This is a genomic window from Bradyrhizobium sp. A5 (genome assembly GCF_042076515.1).
GTDB classification, from domain to species: domain Bacteria; phylum Pseudomonadota; class Alphaproteobacteria; order Rhizobiales; family Xanthobacteraceae; genus Bradyrhizobium; species Bradyrhizobium cosmicum.
On record NZ_CP148990.1, the window covers coordinates 1,516,727 to 1,532,926 of the forward strand.

The 16,200-nt window shown below is 63.6% G+C and carries 16 protein-coding genes; 12 read left to right on the top strand and 4 right to left on the bottom strand.

Features of this window, described 5'->3' with window-relative positions:
- Positions 1-17: 17 nt before the first annotated feature.
- Genes WHZ77_RS07140 through WHZ77_RS07150 form a run of 3 tightly spaced genes read left to right on the top strand, consistent with a single transcriptional unit; the run spans position 18 to position 4,014 of the window.
- Complete coding sequence (locus WHZ77_RS07140) at positions 18-1,184, top strand: acyl-CoA dehydrogenase family protein (RefSeq protein ID WP_375313033.1); 1,167 nt, start codon at positions 18-20, stop codon at positions 1,182-1,184.
- Positions 1,185-1,208: 24 nt separating this feature from the next.
- Entirely contained in the window at positions 1,209-2,762 is a 1,554-nt protein-coding gene (locus WHZ77_RS07145; protein WP_375313034.1) for an AMP-binding protein, read from the top strand.
- 7 nt (positions 2,763-2,769) lie between these two features.
- On the top strand, positions 2,770-4,014 hold the full coding sequence (locus tag WHZ77_RS07150) for an acetyl-CoA hydrolase/transferase family protein (RefSeq protein ID WP_375313035.1): 1,245 nt from the start codon (positions 2,770-2,772) through the stop codon (positions 4,012-4,014).
- Between the two features lies 1 nt (position 4,015).
- Here the strand turns inward: WHZ77_RS07150 and WHZ77_RS07155 are convergent, their stop codons facing one another.
- From WHZ77_RS07155 to WHZ77_RS07165, 3 genes are read right to left on the bottom strand one after another with little or no spacing between them, the layout of a single operon-like run.
- Positions 4,016-4,552 carry a hypothetical protein gene (locus WHZ77_RS07155; RefSeq protein WP_375313036.1) on the bottom strand — a complete coding sequence of 179 codons (537 nt, stop codon included), beginning with the start codon at positions 4,550-4,552 and terminating at the stop codon, positions 4,016-4,018.
- Between the two features lie 13 nt (positions 4,553-4,565).
- Entirely contained in the window at positions 4,566-5,885 is a 1,320-nt protein-coding gene (locus WHZ77_RS07160) for a hypothetical protein (RefSeq protein WP_375313037.1), read from the bottom strand.
- A 59-nt stretch (positions 5,886-5,944) separates the two neighbouring features.
- Positions 5,945-8,359: a hypothetical protein gene (locus WHZ77_RS07165; RefSeq protein ID WP_375313038.1), complete on the bottom strand. Its 2,415-nt coding sequence runs from the start codon at positions 8,357-8,359 to the stop codon at positions 5,945-5,947.
- Positions 8,360-8,871: 512 nt separating this feature from the next.
- Between WHZ77_RS07165 and WHZ77_RS07170 the strand changes: the two genes are divergently transcribed.
- Both WHZ77_RS07170 and WHZ77_RS07175 read left to right on the top strand, forming a co-directional pair.
- Positions 8,872-9,570 (top strand): RNA polymerase sigma factor, encoded by a 699-nt coding sequence (locus WHZ77_RS07170; RefSeq protein ID WP_375313039.1) that lies wholly within the window; start codon positions 8,872-8,874, stop codon positions 9,568-9,570.
- Positions 9,571-9,713: 143 nt separating this feature from the next.
- Complete coding sequence (locus WHZ77_RS07175) at positions 9,714-10,538, top strand: flagellin (RefSeq protein WP_015684060.1); 825 nt, start codon at positions 9,714-9,716, stop codon at positions 10,536-10,538.
- Positions 10,539-10,583: 45 nt separating this feature from the next.
- Here WHZ77_RS07175 and WHZ77_RS07180 read toward each other — a convergent pair whose 3' ends face one another.
- Positions 10,584-10,784, bottom strand: a complete 201-nt coding sequence (locus tag WHZ77_RS07180; RefSeq protein WP_375314887.1) for a hypothetical protein — start codon at positions 10,782-10,784, stop codon at positions 10,584-10,586.
- On the opposite strand from WHZ77_RS07180, the gene fliD reads away from it, so the two are divergent.
- The 7 genes from fliD to WHZ77_RS07215 all read left to right on the top strand — a co-directional run bounded on the left by fliD (position 10,693) and on the right by WHZ77_RS07215 (position 16,195).
- Positions 10,693-12,294: a flagellar filament capping protein FliD gene (gene fliD / locus WHZ77_RS07185; protein ID WP_375314672.1), complete on the top strand. Its 1,602-nt coding sequence runs from the start codon at positions 10,693-10,695 to the stop codon at positions 12,292-12,294. The genes WHZ77_RS07180 and fliD overlap by 92 nt on opposite strands.
- Positions 12,294-12,713, top strand: a complete 420-nt coding sequence (fliS, locus tag WHZ77_RS07190) for a flagellar export chaperone FliS (RefSeq protein WP_375313040.1) — start codon at positions 12,294-12,296, stop codon at positions 12,711-12,713. The genes fliD and fliS overlap by 1 nt, the downstream gene beginning before the upstream one ends.
- Positions 12,714-12,876: 163 nt before the next feature.
- Positions 12,877-13,149 carry a hypothetical protein gene (locus WHZ77_RS07195; RefSeq protein ID WP_143841471.1) on the top strand — a complete coding sequence of 91 codons (273 nt, stop codon included), beginning with the start codon at positions 12,877-12,879 and terminating at the stop codon, positions 13,147-13,149.
- Between the two features lie 345 nt (positions 13,150-13,494).
- Complete coding sequence (locus tag WHZ77_RS07200; protein WP_375313041.1) at positions 13,495-14,163, top strand: flagellar hook assembly protein FlgD; 669 nt, start codon at positions 13,495-13,497, stop codon at positions 14,161-14,163.
- Positions 14,164-14,182: 19 nt separating this feature from the next.
- A complete protein-coding gene (gene flgE / locus WHZ77_RS07205; RefSeq protein WP_375313042.1) occupies positions 14,183-15,448 on the top strand; it encodes a flagellar hook protein FlgE in 1,266 nt (421 codons plus the stop codon).
- A gap of 3 nt (positions 15,449-15,451) precedes the next feature.
- On the top strand, positions 15,452-15,712 hold the full coding sequence (locus WHZ77_RS07210; RefSeq protein WP_375313043.1) for a hypothetical protein: 261 nt from the start codon (positions 15,452-15,454) through the stop codon (positions 15,710-15,712).
- Positions 15,713-15,721: 9 nt separating this feature from the next.
- Entirely contained in the window at positions 15,722-16,195 is a 474-nt protein-coding gene (locus WHZ77_RS07215) for a flagellar protein FlgN (protein ID WP_375313044.1), read from the top strand.
- Positions 16,196-16,200: the final 5 nt, after the last annotated feature.

Here is a 16,200-nt window from a genome sequence, read left to right on the forward strand (position 1 = left end):
AATACGGAGATCAAGACATGGATTTCGCGCTCACTGATCAGCAGGAAGCCATTCGCGACGCCATCGCCAAAGTTTGCGAGGACTTTCCTGACGCCTATTGGCTCAAGAAGGACCATGACGGCGGCTTCCCGCACGACTTCCACAAGGCAATGGCAGATGCCGGCTGGCTCGGCATCTGCGTGCCGGAGGAATATGGCGGCTCCGGCCTCGGCATTACCGAGGCCGCCATCATGATGCGCACCATCGCGGAATCCGGTGCCGGCATGTCCGGCGCCTCCGCGGTGCACATCAACGTGTTTGGACTCAATCCCGTCGTGGTGTTCGGCTCCGAGGAGCAGCGCAAGCGCATGCTTCCGCCGATGGTCGAGGGCCGCGAGAAGGCGTGCTTCGCCGTCACCGAACCCAACACCGGCCTCAACACCACGCAGCTCAAGACCCGCGCGGTCGCCAAGAACGATCGCTACATCGTCAACGGCCAGAAGGTGTGGATCTCCACGGCACAGGTCGCGCACAAAATCCTGCTGCTGGCGCGCACCACGCCGCTGGAGGAGGTGCGCTCGCCGACCCGCGGTCTCAGCCTGTTCTATACGGATTTCGACCGCAAGAAGATCAAGGTCCACGAGATCGAGAAGATGGGCCGCAAGATCGTCGATTCCAACGAGCTGTTCTTCGAGGATTTCGAGATCCCGATGGAGGACCGCATCGGCGAAGAGGGCAAGGGTTTTCAGTACATTCTCGAAGGCATGAACCCCGAGCGCATCCTGATCGCGGCGGAAGCGGTGGGTCTCGGCAAGGTCGCGCTGTCGCGCGCAAGCGAATACGCCAAGACGCGCGTCGTGTTCAACCGTCCGATCGGCAAGAACCAGGGCATCCAGCATCCGCTGGCGGTGAACTGGGTCGAGCTGGAAGCCGCCTGGCTGATGGTGATGTCGGCTGCCTGGCAGTATGACAAGGGCATGCCGTGCGGGGCCGCAGCCAACGCCGCAAAATATCTCGCGGGCGAAGCCGGCTTCCAGGCTTGCGAGCAGTCAGTGATGACTCATGGCGGCTTCGGCTATGCCAAGGAGTTTCACGTCGAACGTTATTTGCGTGAAAGTCTGATCCCGCGCATCGCGCCGGTCAGCCCGCAGCTCGCGCTCAGCTTCATCGCGGAAAAGGTGCTGGGACTGGCGAAGTCGTACTAGGCGGAGGGCTCGGGGAGGATCGCCATGAACCTCGCTCACCATCTCCTGCGCGCCGCCAAAGCGGATGCGTCCGCGCCGGCGCTGTTCAAGGGGTTGACGCTGGTTGCCGAATACGGCCGGCTCGCCGCGACGGTGGCCTCGCTGGCCGCGTCGTTGCAGCAGCGCTTTGGTTTGATCAAAGGCGACCGCGTCGCCTTGCTGATGAAGAACGTGCCTGACTATGTCGCCTGCCTCTATGCCTGCTGGCACGCCGGGCTGGTGGTCGTTCCCATCAACGCGAAGCTGCATCCACGCGAGGTCGCGTTCATTCTCGACAATTCGGGTGCGGCAGTCGTCTTCGTGACCGAGGACATGGCGAGCGTCGCGTCAGAAGCGTTGTCGATCGCGGCAGTCAAGCCGCGCATTGTCGAGATCGGTTCGGCCGAGCATCGCGCCTTGGAGATGGCCGACGGCATCGCCATCGCCGATGTCGCGATCACCGATCCCGCCTGGATCTTCTACACCAGCGGTACCACCGGCCGGCCCAAGGGGGCAGTGCTGAGCCATCGCAACCTGCTTGCGATGTCGCTGACCTATCTCGCCGAGATCAATCCGGTCGTCCCCGGGGAGGCGCTGCTCCACGCCGCGCCGATGTCGCACGGCTCCGGCCTCTACATGGTGCCGCATGTGGTCGGCATGGGCGCGCAGATCATTCCGGAGAGCGGCCGTTTCGAGCCGGAAGAGATCCTGGAGCTGACGGCGAAGCGAAACGGCATTTCCTTCTTCGCCGCGCCGACCATGGTGCGGCGCTTGACGGTCGCCGCGGAAGCGGCAGGCGCGACCGCACCAGGACTGAAGACCATCATCTATGGCGGCGGCCCGATGTATGTCGCCGATTTCAGCGCGGCGCTCGCCGTGTTCGGACCAAAGCTTGTACAGATCTACGGTCAGGGCGAAACGCCGATGACCATCACGTACCTGTCGAGATCCATGCACGCCGATGCCGGGCATCGGCGCCACGAGGAGCGTTTGGCCTCGGTCGGCATCGCGCAAGGCGTCGTGCAAGTACGCACCGTGGACGAAGCGGGGCAGGACGTTGCACCTGGTGAGATCGGCGAGATCATCGTGCGCGGCGATACCGTGATGTCCGGCTATTGGCAGAACCCGGATGCGACCGCGAGCACGCTGCGCGGCGGCTGGCTCTACACAGGCGACATGGGCGCGTTCGATACCGATGGGTTCCTGACGCTGAAGGATCGCTCCAAGGACGTCATCATCTCCGGCGGCACCAACATCTATCCGCGCGAGGTCGAGGAAGTGCTGCTGCGGCATGACGCCGTCGCCGAAGTCTCGGTGATTGGCCGGCCGCATCCGGATTGGGGTGAGGAGGTCGTGGCGATTGTCGTTCCCGTTGCGGGCAGGGCGGTCACGCGGGATGAGCTCGACCAGATGTGTAACGCCTGGATCGCCCGCTTCAAGCGGCCGAAGCACTACTACCTCGCCGGCGAACTGCCGAAGAACAGCTATGGCAAGATCGTGAAGACGGAGCTGCGCACGCTGCTCGGCGAATCTTCCGCGCGCCTCGCGCCGCTGGACTGAGGCGGCGATGTCGGAGGATGCGCCGATCGACTTCTCCGGCCTGATCCGCGAGGGCGATCTCGTCGTGTGCGGGCAAGCGACGGCAGAGCCCGTCACCCTGACCGAAGCGCTGATGGCGCAGGCGGCACAGCTTCCACCCTTCCGCATGATAGTCGGGCCGGTGTTCTCGGAGACGTTCTCGGCGGCGAGCGCGGCGAACGTGTCGTTTCTCAGCTACGGCGTGATCGGCAATGCGCGGCGGCTCGCGAAAGCGGGGCGGCTCGAAATGATCCCGAGCAATTACAGCGCCTTCTGTGCCGACTTCGCGGCGGGTCGCCACAGTGCGGATGTCGTCCTCGTGCAGCTTGCGGAGGCCCGGGGACGGCTCAGCGCCAGCCTCTCCAACGACTATGTCATCGATGCCGCGCGTCGCGCGCGCCTCGTCGTCGCCGAGATCAATCCGGATGCGCCCTTTACGTTCGGTGCGGAATGGCCCGAGGACGTGCCGATCCATGTGCGCGTGCTGGCCCGCCGTCCGCCGGTCGAATTGGCATCGCCGCCGCTCGACGATGTCTCGCGGCGCATCGCCGCGCATGCTGCGGGTCTGATTGCGGATGGCAGCACACTCCAGTTCGGCGTGGGGCGCATTCCTGACGCGATACTCTCCTCGCTGTCCCATGTGCGCAATCTGGGCATCCATTCCGGCCTGATCAACGACGCTGTCGTCGAGCTGATCGAGCGCGGCGCGGTGACGAATGCGGAGAAGGAGATCGATGCCGGCATCACCATCACCAATCAGGTGATCGGCACGCAGCGGCTTTACCGCTTCGTGCACGAGAACAAGGCTGTGGCGGTGCGGCCGACGTCCTACACGCACGGCCAGGGCGTGCTGGCGCGGGTCAACCGGCTGGTCGCGATCAACTCGGCGCTTCAGGTCGGGCTCGACGGCAGCGTGAATTCCGAGACGCTGAATGGCGTGACCATCGGGGCGATCGGCGGGCAGCTCGATTTCGTACGCGGGGCCAATGCATCGCGCGGAGGCCGGGCGATCATCGCGCTGCCGGCAACGGCGTCCGATCGCACGAGCCGGATCGTCACGCATGTCGAGACCGTGACGACGCCGCGTGCCGATGTCGATGCCATCGTGACCGAATGGGGCATTGCCGAGCTGCGCGGCTGCGGTCTTGCCGAGCGTGCGCGCCGCTTGATCGCGATAGCCGCGCCCGAGCATCGCGATGCTCTGTCGGCGCAGCTGAGACGTTCTGCGCGATAACTCAGTTCATCATCGCGAGCGTCGGCCGCTGGCTCTCGCCGGCCCCGATGATCCCCGGGAGATCCGTGGCCTCGCCGGCGATCATGCCCGACATCTGCCAGAACAGATGCGCAAGGCGGGAGAACACCAGGCGCTCGCGCTCGGCGGGCACGGTGCCGTCCGGGATTGTCACGGTTTCCAGGCCGACCACTTTCTTGAAATCGGGCCAGATCGTCATCGATTGTGCGATCACGGAGTAGCAGCGCGGATCGTCATCGCTCTCGTCGGGTGCCGGCGGCAGACCCGGATATTGCATCGGCAAAGCGTAGAATTTGTAGGCGCCATAGCCGAGCCGGAGCAGGAGCTTTTCGGGGACGGCGACATCGGCGGCAAAGGACACCAGCCGCGCTTCGCTCAGCACCTCCGGCTCGATGGCGCCGAGGTCCTGGGCACGCAGTGCCGAACAGAAAGCGAGGTCGCGATTGTGCTCGCGGAGCAGATTGGCCAGCGGCTGCTGCTGTTGCACGGTGTCAGTGAGGAGGATGATGGTCTTGAGCATCTTGTGATGTCCGTCAGGGAAAGAGATGGCGGGCGGTCATGACTGCGTCGTCTGCCGCTTGGTGAGCGAAGAAATCGTTGGCGATGCGCTGTCCCGGCGCGATCTCCAGGATGCGGTAGCGCGCCAGGGCCGCGGCATCGCGTGCGGCGCCGACATCGTCCTGCCAGGCGCAGAGCGACAGTTCGAGCCGGCCGTAGCCGCCGCAATTGGCGGTATAGGCGCCGGTCAGGGCTTCCACGGTGGCGGCCACCGCGCCGGCGTCGCTGGCCGCAATGTCGCGCAGGATCACGGCCACGCCGTTCGCAGTTTGGGCATTCGAGGTCATCACCATGAAGGCATCACGGGCGCCGGTCCGGCTGGCGCGACGGGCCGTGCGAACGATGCCGCCGAAGGCCGGATCCGGCCCGAGCTCCAGCGTCGTCGTTTGCTGGTCATGCAGAACCGTGGCGCGCATCGCGCCGAGGTCGCCCTTCAGCGCATGATAGGACCGCGGCAGCCACACCGTGTCGAGCGGCACATGCGATGACGTCAGGCTCCAGGCCTGGTCGAGCAGATAGCCTTCCCAGATCGCGGGATAAGACGCGGCGAGCTGTTGCCAGGCGCGCAACAGCATCTCGGCGCGTTCGGTGCGGCCGAGATAGAGGGTGCGTGCCGACATCTCCCAGCGGTTCCATTTGTGGAGCGCGACATCGCAGCCGAGAAACGACGGCAACAGCGGCGCCTCGCGCAGCATGGCGCCGGCTTCGACGAACAGCAGCGGCTCGCGGTACTTGTTCCACATCCGCACCATGAACTCGGCCTTCTCGAAGCAGAGGACACGGTCGCTGAACTCTGTGTCGATCGGCTCGATGTGGCAGGCAAGAGCAAGTCGCTCGAGCGAGTTTCGCAGCGAAATGGCCGCGGTCGCGTCGCCGCCCCGCGGATGGCAGGAGACGATCCGCGGACGGACAATGGAGGTGTCAGCCGCGGTGAGGAACTTCGACCAGCCGATGCCGCCCCACCACAGCTCATGCGGGCCGTCCGCGCCGCATGGGCCGACGGTGCCGAACTCGGTCAGCTTGGACTTGAGGAAGTCGAAGCCCGGATTCTCGCTTGTTGGAATGACGACGGCACAGCCGGGCGAGAGCGAACGGTAGAACAGTTCGGCCGCCGCGCCACTCGGCGGCTCCCTGAGGATGATGACGCCTTTTCGCCCGGTGTCCGAGACATCGTCGAACGTCGGCGCGCCGTACTGTCCGGCCAGCCAGTCCAGGCGGTCGCGCTGGGCTCGTCCAAGCCTGATGCCGCCGGATTGCAGCAGCCGATCCAGGTTTTCGTGCGTCCTGCCCGTCAATTCCGTACCCCCGGTCCCATCCCAGGACTTGAACGATCCGGGCCGGGCGATCAGGCGCACTATTTGGGGCTGGAGCCGAGCGACGTGATTGCGACGGAGTAGATCGCGATATCGTCAGTCATCTTGGCGACCGGGATCAGCAGGCAGCCGTCCTCGCTCTCGGCGCGATAATGGTCGCCATTCCTCTGAATTCCGGCATAGACCAGGCTTTCCGCCGCGATGCCGATCACGTCCTGACTCTCGGCCGCGTCACGGATGACGTCGGCGGTCTGGATGGTCACGCCGTGCAGGAGGCCTTCGGCGGCGAATTTCGGCAGCGGCAGCGCGATCATGGTGATGCCCATGGTGCGCGAGAGCGGAATGCGGACGCGCAGCTCGCCGAGGCCGGTGCGATGGACGCTCACCGTTTCGAGCGTGGCCTCGTCATTGCCGCGGAACAACCCGACCTGGACGGTGCCGGAGGGACTCTCCTCGAAGACGTCGGCTGGCAGGCGGTTGGCGCCGAACAACGTATAGAGATAAGCGTGGGACGGAGACATCAAGGCAAAGCTGCCCGCCAGCCACATCGGTGGCGCGACCGATGCACAGGCGGCAGAGAGGCCGCGCGCCGTGACCTGACGGCGGACGAATTCGCCGTCGAGCATCGGCGCCAGTGCGTGCGTGCCGAGATTGACGTCATGCTTCAATCCGCCGAGCAGCGCGAGTTCGTCCTCGTCGGGCAGCAGCAGAAGCCGGGCCAGCGTCGCCGCACACCAGCGTGAAGCGACATCGGTCGCCGCATAGGGATCGAGGCCATGGTCGAGCGCAACGTCTTCGGCGCTTTCCGCAAAGGCAAGGGCACCGGTCTGGATCTCGGCGGCCAACGCAATCTGGCTTGCAGGCCGCGGATTGATCTCGTGCAGCGCCGCGCCGCCATCGTAATCCCGCACTGAACCATCGGGTGAGCAGCAGATCTGCTCCAGCACCGCGACGTTGCGGATCAGCATGCGCTTGATATGGGGGGTGACGACGAGGTCGGAGACGAAGCCCTCCGCGCTGTCGCGCTCGGCGATGTCGTCGAAGGCGTCGTCGAGCGACATCAGGTAGGCGCCGTGCAGGCGCATCTCGATGCCTTCGAGGTCGAAGATGCGTCGCAGCGCCTTCTGCACGCTGCCGGAATAGCCGAGATCGGCGAGCACGAGGTCGGTGCAGTCGTCGAAGCCGGGGATGGCCTGGCGCAGATAGGCGAGCAGCCGGGCCCGCAGGCCTGCGGCGAGCTCCACGATTTCGTCGGGATCCATCAGGCCGGGAAGCGCCTCGGCGAGCTCTTCCCCGGAGGCGATACCGCCGGGAAAGCCGGCGAAGAACGCCGCGACCTTCGGCGGCATGAGCTTCACCACATCGCCGAAGGTCGGCGCGTCGATCCTGAAGACCTTGCTGAGGAGGTCGACCAGCGGCTGCATCGTGTCGGCCGAGGCGATCAGGCTGACGCGGCGGTTGATCTCGAGATAGGCCGCCGTGTCACTGTGCAACTCCTGCCAGATCCGGTGCGACAGAAATCCGTCGCGGCCGAGAAAGCCGAGCGCGACCCTGCGGCCGGGCCCTGCAACGTCCTCGCAGCGCCGCGCCACGAAGGCGTCGAAGGCGGTCATGGCCGGGCCGAGGATGGTAAGGCCCAAATGGAAGGCAGGAGATTTCTCGGCGCTGCGTGTGGCGACCATCCGCCGCAATGTGCGTGAGCCGTGATCGAGCCGTGACGGCGCTCCCGCGCACAGCAGCTCGAACAGCGCGGTCTCGCGCTGAAGCCTGGAGGCGAGCTGTGCCGTTGACTGCGGATAGTAGCGCGGGCGAATGCCATGCCGCCGCGCGCCCCTGATATCGGCCTTCTCGTTGTCGCCGACGTGAAAGGAAGCGGCGGCATCGATGCCTTGCTCCGACAGATACGTCGCAAACAGCGCCTCGCTCTTGCTGCTGCCATGATCGCAGGACGCGTAGAGGAAGTCCCACGTCAGTCCCGGACGGCAGGCCCGCAGCAGCCGCGCCAGTCGACCGGAGTCCCAATACGTGTCGGAGATGAAGCCGACGCGATGGCCGGCGCGCTTCATGTCCAGATATTGCCTGATCATGTCGGGATTGGCGCGACATAGCTCCAGCTCGGCGGCGAACTCCGATTCGATCAGGTCGTTCAAGTCATCTCGCGAGAGACCGAACAGCTTGAACGGAAAATAGGAATAGATTTCGCCGATATGCACTTCGCTCGTACCACGCCTCTCCTTCGCGGTCCGGCGTGCACGCAATTCGGCCTGAATGCGATGCTGAACGAAACTCGCGGAAACATTCGGCAAAATTCGTGAAATGCCGGAAAGCTCGCAAGTCCTTTCAAATACGCCATCGGGCGTCGTGCAGGCGCGAAGCAGAAACGTATCGAAAACATCGAATGACCAGGCAGAAACAATTTGAGCGCGGGGCTCAAGCCCGGCCGTTGCGATCTTCATGCGACAATTCCCCGTCCACCCTGACGATTAACGTGCGCGCACGTGGTGTCAGGCGTAATCGATGCGAAAAAAGTTCACGCACGATTCAAAATCGCGTTCGTCGTGACTGACAGATTCAAAAAAACAGCTAGGTTCGAAAAGGTGATTCGGAAAAAATTGCCGGGTGCAGAGATCGTCTCGCGTTCGTTCACACCCGGAAACAATCGCTTCCTCGCGTGCTCTGCGCGTGTCGCGCCCGATCACCTAGTGCCGCGTAATGTCAGCGTTTTCTCACGAGTACATCTGTTCAGGATGAATGATCAGCCATGGCGCGAGACGATGTGATGATTGCAGGCTTGACGCGAAGGACCATCGCGCAGTCGGCAATTATTGCCCGATACCCGGCAAAAGTGACCGGCTAACATCTTGAAAAACAACAAAATTTTTCCGCCTGGATTGTTTTGGTGTCGCGTTCAACGCCTGGAAGCCGTGTGGCATGTGCGCCGCCGGCGTTGCGGGTTGGAGGTTGCGGGATGAGTTACGCTGCTGATGTCTGGGCTCCCGCCGAGGTCGAGATCACGACGACGATGCCTGATGATGCGATCGTACACGTAGCGCCGTCGGTGCCGCTCGCACCGGACAGCGCACCGGTCGCGGACGATGTCGTTTATGACGAGGACAGCGAGCTCATCGACAGGCTCGCCATCGGCGACGAAGTCGCATTCCGTATGCTGGTCGAGCGTCACATCGACCGCGCTTACGCGATTGCGCTACGCATCGTCGGCAACGCGGCGGATGCCGAAGACGTGGTGCAGGACACCATGCTCAAGATCTGGAGCCATCGCGGCCGTTGGCAGCATGGCCGCGCGAAATTCTCGACCTGGCTCTACCGGGTCATCTCCAACCGCTGCATCGACCTGCGCCGCAAGCCGCGCAACGAAAACGTCGATACCGTGCCCGAGGTTGCCGACGGTCAGCCCGGCGCCGTCGAGATCATCGAGCGCAACGAGTTGAACGGTATGCTGGAGCTTGCGATGCAGCGCCTGCCCGAGCAGCAGCGCATCGCGGTGATCTTTTCGTACCATGAGAACATGAGCAACGGCGAGATCGCCCAGGTGATGGACACCACGGTGGCGGCCGTCGAGTCGCTGCTCAAGCGCGGACGCCAGCAGCTTCGCCAGTTGCTGCGAAAACATGAACGCGACATCCGCACTGCGTTTACCGATTGCTAACCATAAAATTCGCCGCGCAGAAGTTTTCGCGCCTGATCTGATTGCACTCCGCCGTTTGAGCGAACGGACGGGGCTGCGGTCCGCGTCGTCGTAAGTCGATTTCAACGATGCGGCACGCTTGCCCATCAGCACAGGAGCTTCCAATGCCCGCAATCAATACCAACACCGCCGCTAACGCCGCGGTCCGCTATCTCAACATCAACTCCGCGCAGGAGAGCAGCTCGCTCTCGAAGCTGTCGAGCGGTTCGCGCATCACCTCGGCATCCGATGACGCCGCCGGCCTTGCGATCTCCACCCGCATTTCCTCGGATGTGACCACGTTGCAGCAGGCCGCCACCAACGCCTCGCAGGCGACCGCGATCCTGCAGACAGCTGACGGCGGCGCCTCGAACATTTCCGACATTCTCGCGCGCATGAAGTCGCTGGCCTCCGAATCCGCCTCGGGCACCACGACCGATTCGAGCCGCGCCTACATCCAGTCGGAATTCTCGCAGCTCAACTCCGAAATCGACTCGATCGCGACCGGCACCCGCTATTCCAGCCAGAGCCTGCTCGACGGATCCAGCGTGTTCTCGTCCGGCGTGTCCGTGCTGGTCGGCTCGGACGGCTCCGACACCATCGACATCAAGCTGACCAGCCTGACGGCATCGTCGCTCGCGGTCACTTCGCTCGACGTCAGCACCCAGTCCGGCGCGACCTCGGCGCTCGACGCCCTCGATACCGCGATCGACACGGTCTCCGCCGCGCGCGCCTCGATCGGTGCCCAGGAATCGCGGTTCAACTTCTCGTCGGATTCGATCTCGACCCAGACACAGAATCTCCAGTCTGCGAACTCGGCGATCAAGGACGTCGATATCGCGGCCGAGCAGTCCAAGCTGTCCTCCGCGGAAGTGAAGACCCAGGCTGCCGTCTCGGCGCTGGCCGCTGCCAATCAGATGCCGCAGTATCTGCTCAAGTTGCTGGGCTGATGATCAACTGACCGGGCCGGCATGATGCCGGCCCGGTCCTCTCTTTCAGGGACGACTAATCCAAGTGGCCAGCGTCAGCTCCAGCACCAGCAGCACAAGCACGACTTCCTCGGGCGTGTCGATCACGACGAGCGGCACCACAAATTCGAGCAGCATCGATTGGACGGCGCTGATCCAGTCCGCCGTCGACGCGAAGACCGCGCAGGCGGACACGATCTCGACCACGATCACGAACAATGAAGCCAAGATATCGGCCTATCAGACGCTGCAAACCGATCTGAAGACGCTATCTTCGGGCCTGGCGTCGCTTTCCACCGCGGTGGTCAATTCGCTGTCCACCAGCGCATTTGCGACGCGCGCGGCGAGCATCAGTTCCACCGGCGACGTGAGCGCCTCGTCGGCGCTGTCCATGACGCTCAAGAGCGGGGCGGCGATCGGCGACCATACGCTGACGATCAGCCAGCTGGCCACCGCGCAGAAGGTTTCCGGCGCGTCGCAATCCAGTCAGACCGACGAACTCGGATACTCCGGCACGTTTTCCATCGGCCTGGAGGGCGGCAGCACGTCCGATGTCACCATCACCAGCACGATGTCGCTTCAGGACATCGTCGATACCATCAATGCCCAGACCTCGACGACCAATGTCCAGGCCTCGATCGTGCAGGTCTCCAGCACCTCGTTCCAGATGGTGCTGACGGGCACGGAGGATGCCGCCGACATCACCTATTCGAGCACGTCAGGGGACGATATTCTCAACAAGCTCGGTGTGACTGACAATTCGGGGAGCTTCACCGACGAGCTCCAGGCGGCGCAGGCCGCCGAATTCACGCTCGACGGCATCGCGATGACCCGCAACACCAACGACATCTCGGACGTCCTGAGCGGGGTCACCTTCAGCCTGCTCCAGGAGACGCCGGACGGAGCGACACTGAACATCAGCATCGAAACTGACACCAGCCAGATCCAGTCGACGCTGGAGACGTTCGTCACCAACTACAACGCTTTTCGCGACGAGGTGATCGCACAGCAGAAAACCGCAACCGACGGAACCGCGGACTCGAGCGCGGTGCTGTTCGGCGACGGAACCATGCGCAACATCATGGACGCTCTTCAGAATGCACTGAACTCGACTGTGGGCGGCCTGACCATGGCCGATCTCGGCCTGTCCTTCAACGAGAGCAATGAACTCGAACTGGATACCAGCACGCTGTCGGATATCCTGAGCACGAATCTCAGCGGCGTGACCAAGCTGTTGTCGGCGCAGACGACGACGTCGTCGAGCCAGCTCAGCGTCGTCAATACCGGAACGTCGCCGCAATCCTTCACCCTTGATCTGGCGGTCGATTCCGACGGCAACCTCACGTCGGCGTCGGTCGGCGGCGACTCGTCGCTGTTCACGGTCAGCGGTACCACGATCATCGGCGCTTCCGGCTCGATCTACGCTGGCATGGCCTTCACCTATAGCGGCTCGACCTCGCAGTCGATCGCGGTGACGTCGACCTCGGGCATCGCAACGCAGCTCTATCGGCTCGCAAAGGACTACTCGTCGTCGAGCGGCGTGCTGCAAACGCAGATTACCAGTCTGACGACCCGCGACGATGAGCTCCAACAGAAGGTCGACGACATCAACAGCGCAGCGTCGACGCTGAAGTCGCAGCTGGAGACGCAATACGCGAAGTACCAGGCGGCGATCGAGAGCGCCAATAGCACGCTCAACTATCTCAAGGCCCTGCTCAATTCCAGCTCGAGTAACTGATGATGCATAATCCGATGGCGTACATGGCCAACCAGGCCTATCGGGGGGCGGCAACGAGCGTGCCGCCGCTCAAGGCGGTCTCGATGCTGCTTGGCGGCGCGATCACCTCCCTCCAGAAGTCGCTGAACGCCCAGGAGGGACGGCGCTTCGAGGAGGGACACGAGCACCTGATGAAGGCGACGGCGATCCTGCGCGGGCTGAGCCACAATCTCGATTTCGCCAAGGGTGGGGTGGTGGCGGAACGGATGTTCCAGACTTACAACGCTCTGATCCTGGCGAGCCTCAAGTCTTACGGCCGGCCGCATGCCCGCGAGAGCTTTCGGCGGATCATCGCCGGGCTGACCGAGCTGCGGGAGGCGTGGGAGTCCGTTGACGCCACGTTGCGGAGCAGCAAGGCCGATTCGGCCCGGACGGGCTGAAGCGACCTGTTGCTTCGCAAGGCGAGGAGCGGTGTCGGGACCGGTCGTTTCGCCGATTTCCGTAGTGCTGCGGGCGCTTTTGGCGCCGGAATCCGCTGAAATCCGGTTTCCGCCTCGCCCGCAATGCTTTATGACGGCCAGATCGAGGCGGGATCGGCGGGCGATGGACGTCACCGAGTTTGAGGAATTGATCAATCGGCTGGGCGAGGATGTCTCCCTCTGGCCCGACGGCCGGCGCTTGCCCGCAGAAGAGTTGCTTGCGCAATCGCCAGCTGCGCAGGCCGTGCTGGAAGAGGCGCGCGCCTTGCGACTTGCGCTTGCCGCACCTGCTGTGCGCGCGCCAGCGGGCCTCGCCGACCGCATCGTCGCAACGGCAATGAAGATGAAGAGCGATACGGCCGAGCCGCGCACCGAAGGCGAGACGGCAGAGAGCTGAACGCTTCCTTTCCATCCTTCGTATCGTTCCTCGCCTCCCCTGTAACAAGACGATCGCGCTGGCGCCTGGGGCGTTGAAGCTCTCACATCGTCATGGTCGTGCGCGTTCATATGCGATTGCTTTTCTGCGAGCGAATGGCACGCAGCTTTGCGACCATAGACCAGCTTGAGATCATCGCTCCTCCGGCACGTGCACACGCGGCAGATTTTGCCGTGTCGAATGACGCTTTCGCGCGCGTGAATCCGCGCCTGAATCCACGCGGCCACCCGTTTCATCAGCACACAGATTTCAAGCGCCGCCGATCGACACGCAGTCGCCGGGAGCGCAGGAAAGCCGGAGCTTCTGATGACCGTTTCCGCAACGAGTTCTGCGTCGACCGCGACGACAACGACGACGTCGTCGTCGAGCACGTCGTCCAATTCGACGCTGACATCCAGCGATTTCCTGAGCCTGCTCGTCAGTGAGCTCCAGAACCAGAATCCGCTGGATGCGACCTCGACCACCGACCTCGTCAATCAGCTCACCTCCTACGCGAATTTCACCTCCCAGCAGTCGATCAACACCAACCTCAATTCGCTTGCGAGTTCGTTCTCGAGCCTCGTGACGCTGAATTCCGTGAACTACATCGGCCACACCGTCGAGGCGAAGACGGACACATCGACGTTGAGCAATGGCTCGGCGACGTTCGGTTACTCGCTGTCGTCGGCCGCCTCGGATGTTTCGATCAGCGTCAAGGACTCCTCCGGCAACACGGTGTGGACCGGTACCGGTACCCGGAATGCCGGATCGAACAGCTTTACCTGGGACGGCAAGGATTTCAGCGGCAGCCAGCTCTCCGACGGCGGTCAGTACACGATCTCGGTGACCGCGACGAACTCCTCCGGAAATTCGGTCCTGAACTACACGACCGTCACCGGCACGGTAACCGGCATCGACACCTCGACCTCGACACCGTCGTTGACCGTGAACGGCGTTTCGGTCAGCGCCGCCAACATCATCGGCGTCACATCCTGATTTCTTCCGGAGTTTTATCATGAGTCTCAGCGGCGCATTATCCTCGGCGATCTCGGCGCTCAGTGCGCAGAGTCAGTCCCTGTCGATGATCAGCGACAACATCGCCAATTCCGACACGACCGCCTACAAGACGACGTCCGGAATGTTTGACGCGCTCGTCACGGCGTCGAGCAACACGACTTCCTATGCCTCGGGTGGCGTCACCGTCTCGGGCCGCGCCAACATCACCCAGCAAGGCCTGCTGGCTGCGACCTCCAACGCCACCGACGTCGCGATCCAGGGCTCCGGCTTTTTCGTGGTGACCAGCGCCACGTCGGGCGGCACCGTCGCCTACACCCGCAACGGTGCCTTCACGACCGACAATGCCGGCTATCTCCAGAACAACGGCTATTATCTCGAGGGATGGCGCACCGACGCCGACGGCAACGTCGTCGGCAGTGAGTCGGCGAGCAATCTCGAGGCGATCAACACCCAGGTCGCATCGACCAGCGGCAGTGCGACCACCAAGACCACGGTCGCGGCCAATTTGCCGTCGGATGCGGCGACCGGCGATGCCTATACCAGCTCGATGACGGTCTACAATTCGCTCGGTGCCGCGAACTCGATGCAGATCACCTGGACGAAAACCGGAACCAACACCTGGAACGCGAGCTTCGCCAACCCAACCTCGACCTCGGATACCACCACCGCGACGGGCACGGCCTCGGGCTCCATCGACATCACCTTCAACAGCGACGGCTCGCTCGCCAGCACCAGCCCCAGCCCGGCGACCGTCTCGATCACAGGCTGGACCGATGGCGCAGCCAGCAGCACCGTCACCATGGATCTCGGCACCGTCGGCAAGACCGATGGGCTGACCCAATATGCCTCCGGCGAGACCACGCCGTCCGTGAACGTCACCAGCATCGATTCCGACGGCCTGTCCTACGGCAAGCTGTCCAGCATCGCGATCGGCGATGACGGCCTGGTCAACGCCACCTATTCCAACGGCCAGACTATCGCGATCTACAAGATCGCGGTGGCGACCTTCGCCGCTCCCAACGGGCTCTCTGCCTCCAGCGACGGTATCTATTCGGCGACGGTGACGTCGGGCAATGCCGCGTTGCAGGGATCCGGCGAGAACGGCGCGGGCACGATCTTCGGCAGCGAGCTGGAGTCCTCGACCACCGACACCAGCAGCCAGTTCTCCAGCATGATCTCGGCGCAACAGGCCTATTCGGCGGCGTCCCAGGTCATCTCCACTGTCAACAAGATGTACGACACGCTGATCTCGGCGATGAGGTGAGCCATGCGGAGCGAAGAAGCCAGGGAGGCCGGAGAAGTGCTGTTGCGCCGGTTGCGCCGGCTGGTGACGCGAGCCGAGACCGTCAAGGGGGGCGACCGCAAGCAGCTGCTTGCGCTGATCGACGACGTCGAAGCGACCCGGCGCGGCCTGTTGGAACAGCGTGGCGAAGTCGAGGACGAGATCAGGCAGGCCACCGTCAGAACAAACGCGATCGGCGCCTACTTGCGCAATGCGCAGTCCGGCCGCGGCAAACGGCATAATTAGAAGAAGGCGATGATCATGACTGTAGCTCAAGCCAAGAGCCAAGCCACCAGGACGAGCAGCGCGAACGGCGACGTTCGGATCAAGTCTCTGATCACGCTGATCGACACGTTGACCGCGCTTGTCGCTGAGGAGAATGTGGAGCTCGCCAAGGGCCTGCCGGCCTCGCGTCTGAAGCAGGTCGACGAGAAGAACCGCCTGGCCGAGGTGTTCGAACGGACCGTTGCCGAATGCGCCGCGGGCACAACCAGCCTGCATGTCCCGGATCGTATCCTGCGCGAGCAACTCTTGGAGCGGATCCTGAAGCTGCGCGCGGCGATGGACGAAAATCTGGTGCGGCTGCGCGCGGCGATCGAGGCCAGCAATCGCCGGATCGAGGCCGTCATGCAGGCGATCCGCGAGCAGATCGCGGCGGTGTCGCCCTATGGCGCCTCCGGCCGGATTGCGACGCGTTCCGTCTCCAGCGGCACCAGCCGCAGCGCCTGACGAGT

Bases quoted from the DNA above. Each gene is read 5' to 3' on its own strand.
- WHZ77_RS07140 (WP_375313033.1), top strand. From the start codon at position 18: ATGGATTTCGCGCTCACTGATCAGCAGGAAGCCATTCGCGACGCCATC.
- WHZ77_RS07145 (WP_375313034.1), top strand. From the start codon at position 1,209: ATGAACCTCGCTCACCATCTCCTGCGCGCCGCCAAAGCGGATGCGTCC.
- WHZ77_RS07150 (WP_375313035.1), top strand. From the start codon at position 2,770: ATGTCGGAGGATGCGCCGATCGACTTCTCCGGCCTGATCCGCGAGGGC.
- WHZ77_RS07155 (WP_375313036.1), bottom strand. From the start codon at position 4,552: ATGCTCAAGACCATCATCCTCCTCACTGACACCGTGCAACAGCAGCAG.
- WHZ77_RS07165 (WP_375313038.1), bottom strand. From the start codon at position 8,359: ATGAAGATCGCAACGGCCGGGCTTGAGCCCCGCGCTCAAATTGTTTCT.
- WHZ77_RS07170 (WP_375313039.1), top strand. From the start codon at position 8,872: ATGAGTTACGCTGCTGATGTCTGGGCTCCCGCCGAGGTCGAGATCACG.
- WHZ77_RS07175 (WP_015684060.1), top strand. From the start codon at position 9,714: ATGCCCGCAATCAATACCAACACCGCCGCTAACGCCGCGGTCCGCTAT.
- fliS (WP_375313040.1), top strand. From the start codon at position 12,294: ATGATGCATAATCCGATGGCGTACATGGCCAACCAGGCCTATCGGGGG.
- WHZ77_RS07195 (WP_143841471.1), top strand. From the start codon at position 12,877: ATGGACGTCACCGAGTTTGAGGAATTGATCAATCGGCTGGGCGAGGAT.
- WHZ77_RS07200 (WP_375313041.1), top strand. From the start codon at position 13,495: ATGACCGTTTCCGCAACGAGTTCTGCGTCGACCGCGACGACAACGACG.
- flgE (WP_375313042.1), top strand. From the start codon at position 14,183: ATGAGTCTCAGCGGCGCATTATCCTCGGCGATCTCGGCGCTCAGTGCG.
- WHZ77_RS07210 (WP_375313043.1), top strand. From the start codon at position 15,452: ATGCGGAGCGAAGAAGCCAGGGAGGCCGGAGAAGTGCTGTTGCGCCGG.
- WHZ77_RS07215 (WP_375313044.1), top strand. From the start codon at position 15,722: ATGATCATGACTGTAGCTCAAGCCAAGAGCCAAGCCACCAGGACGAGC.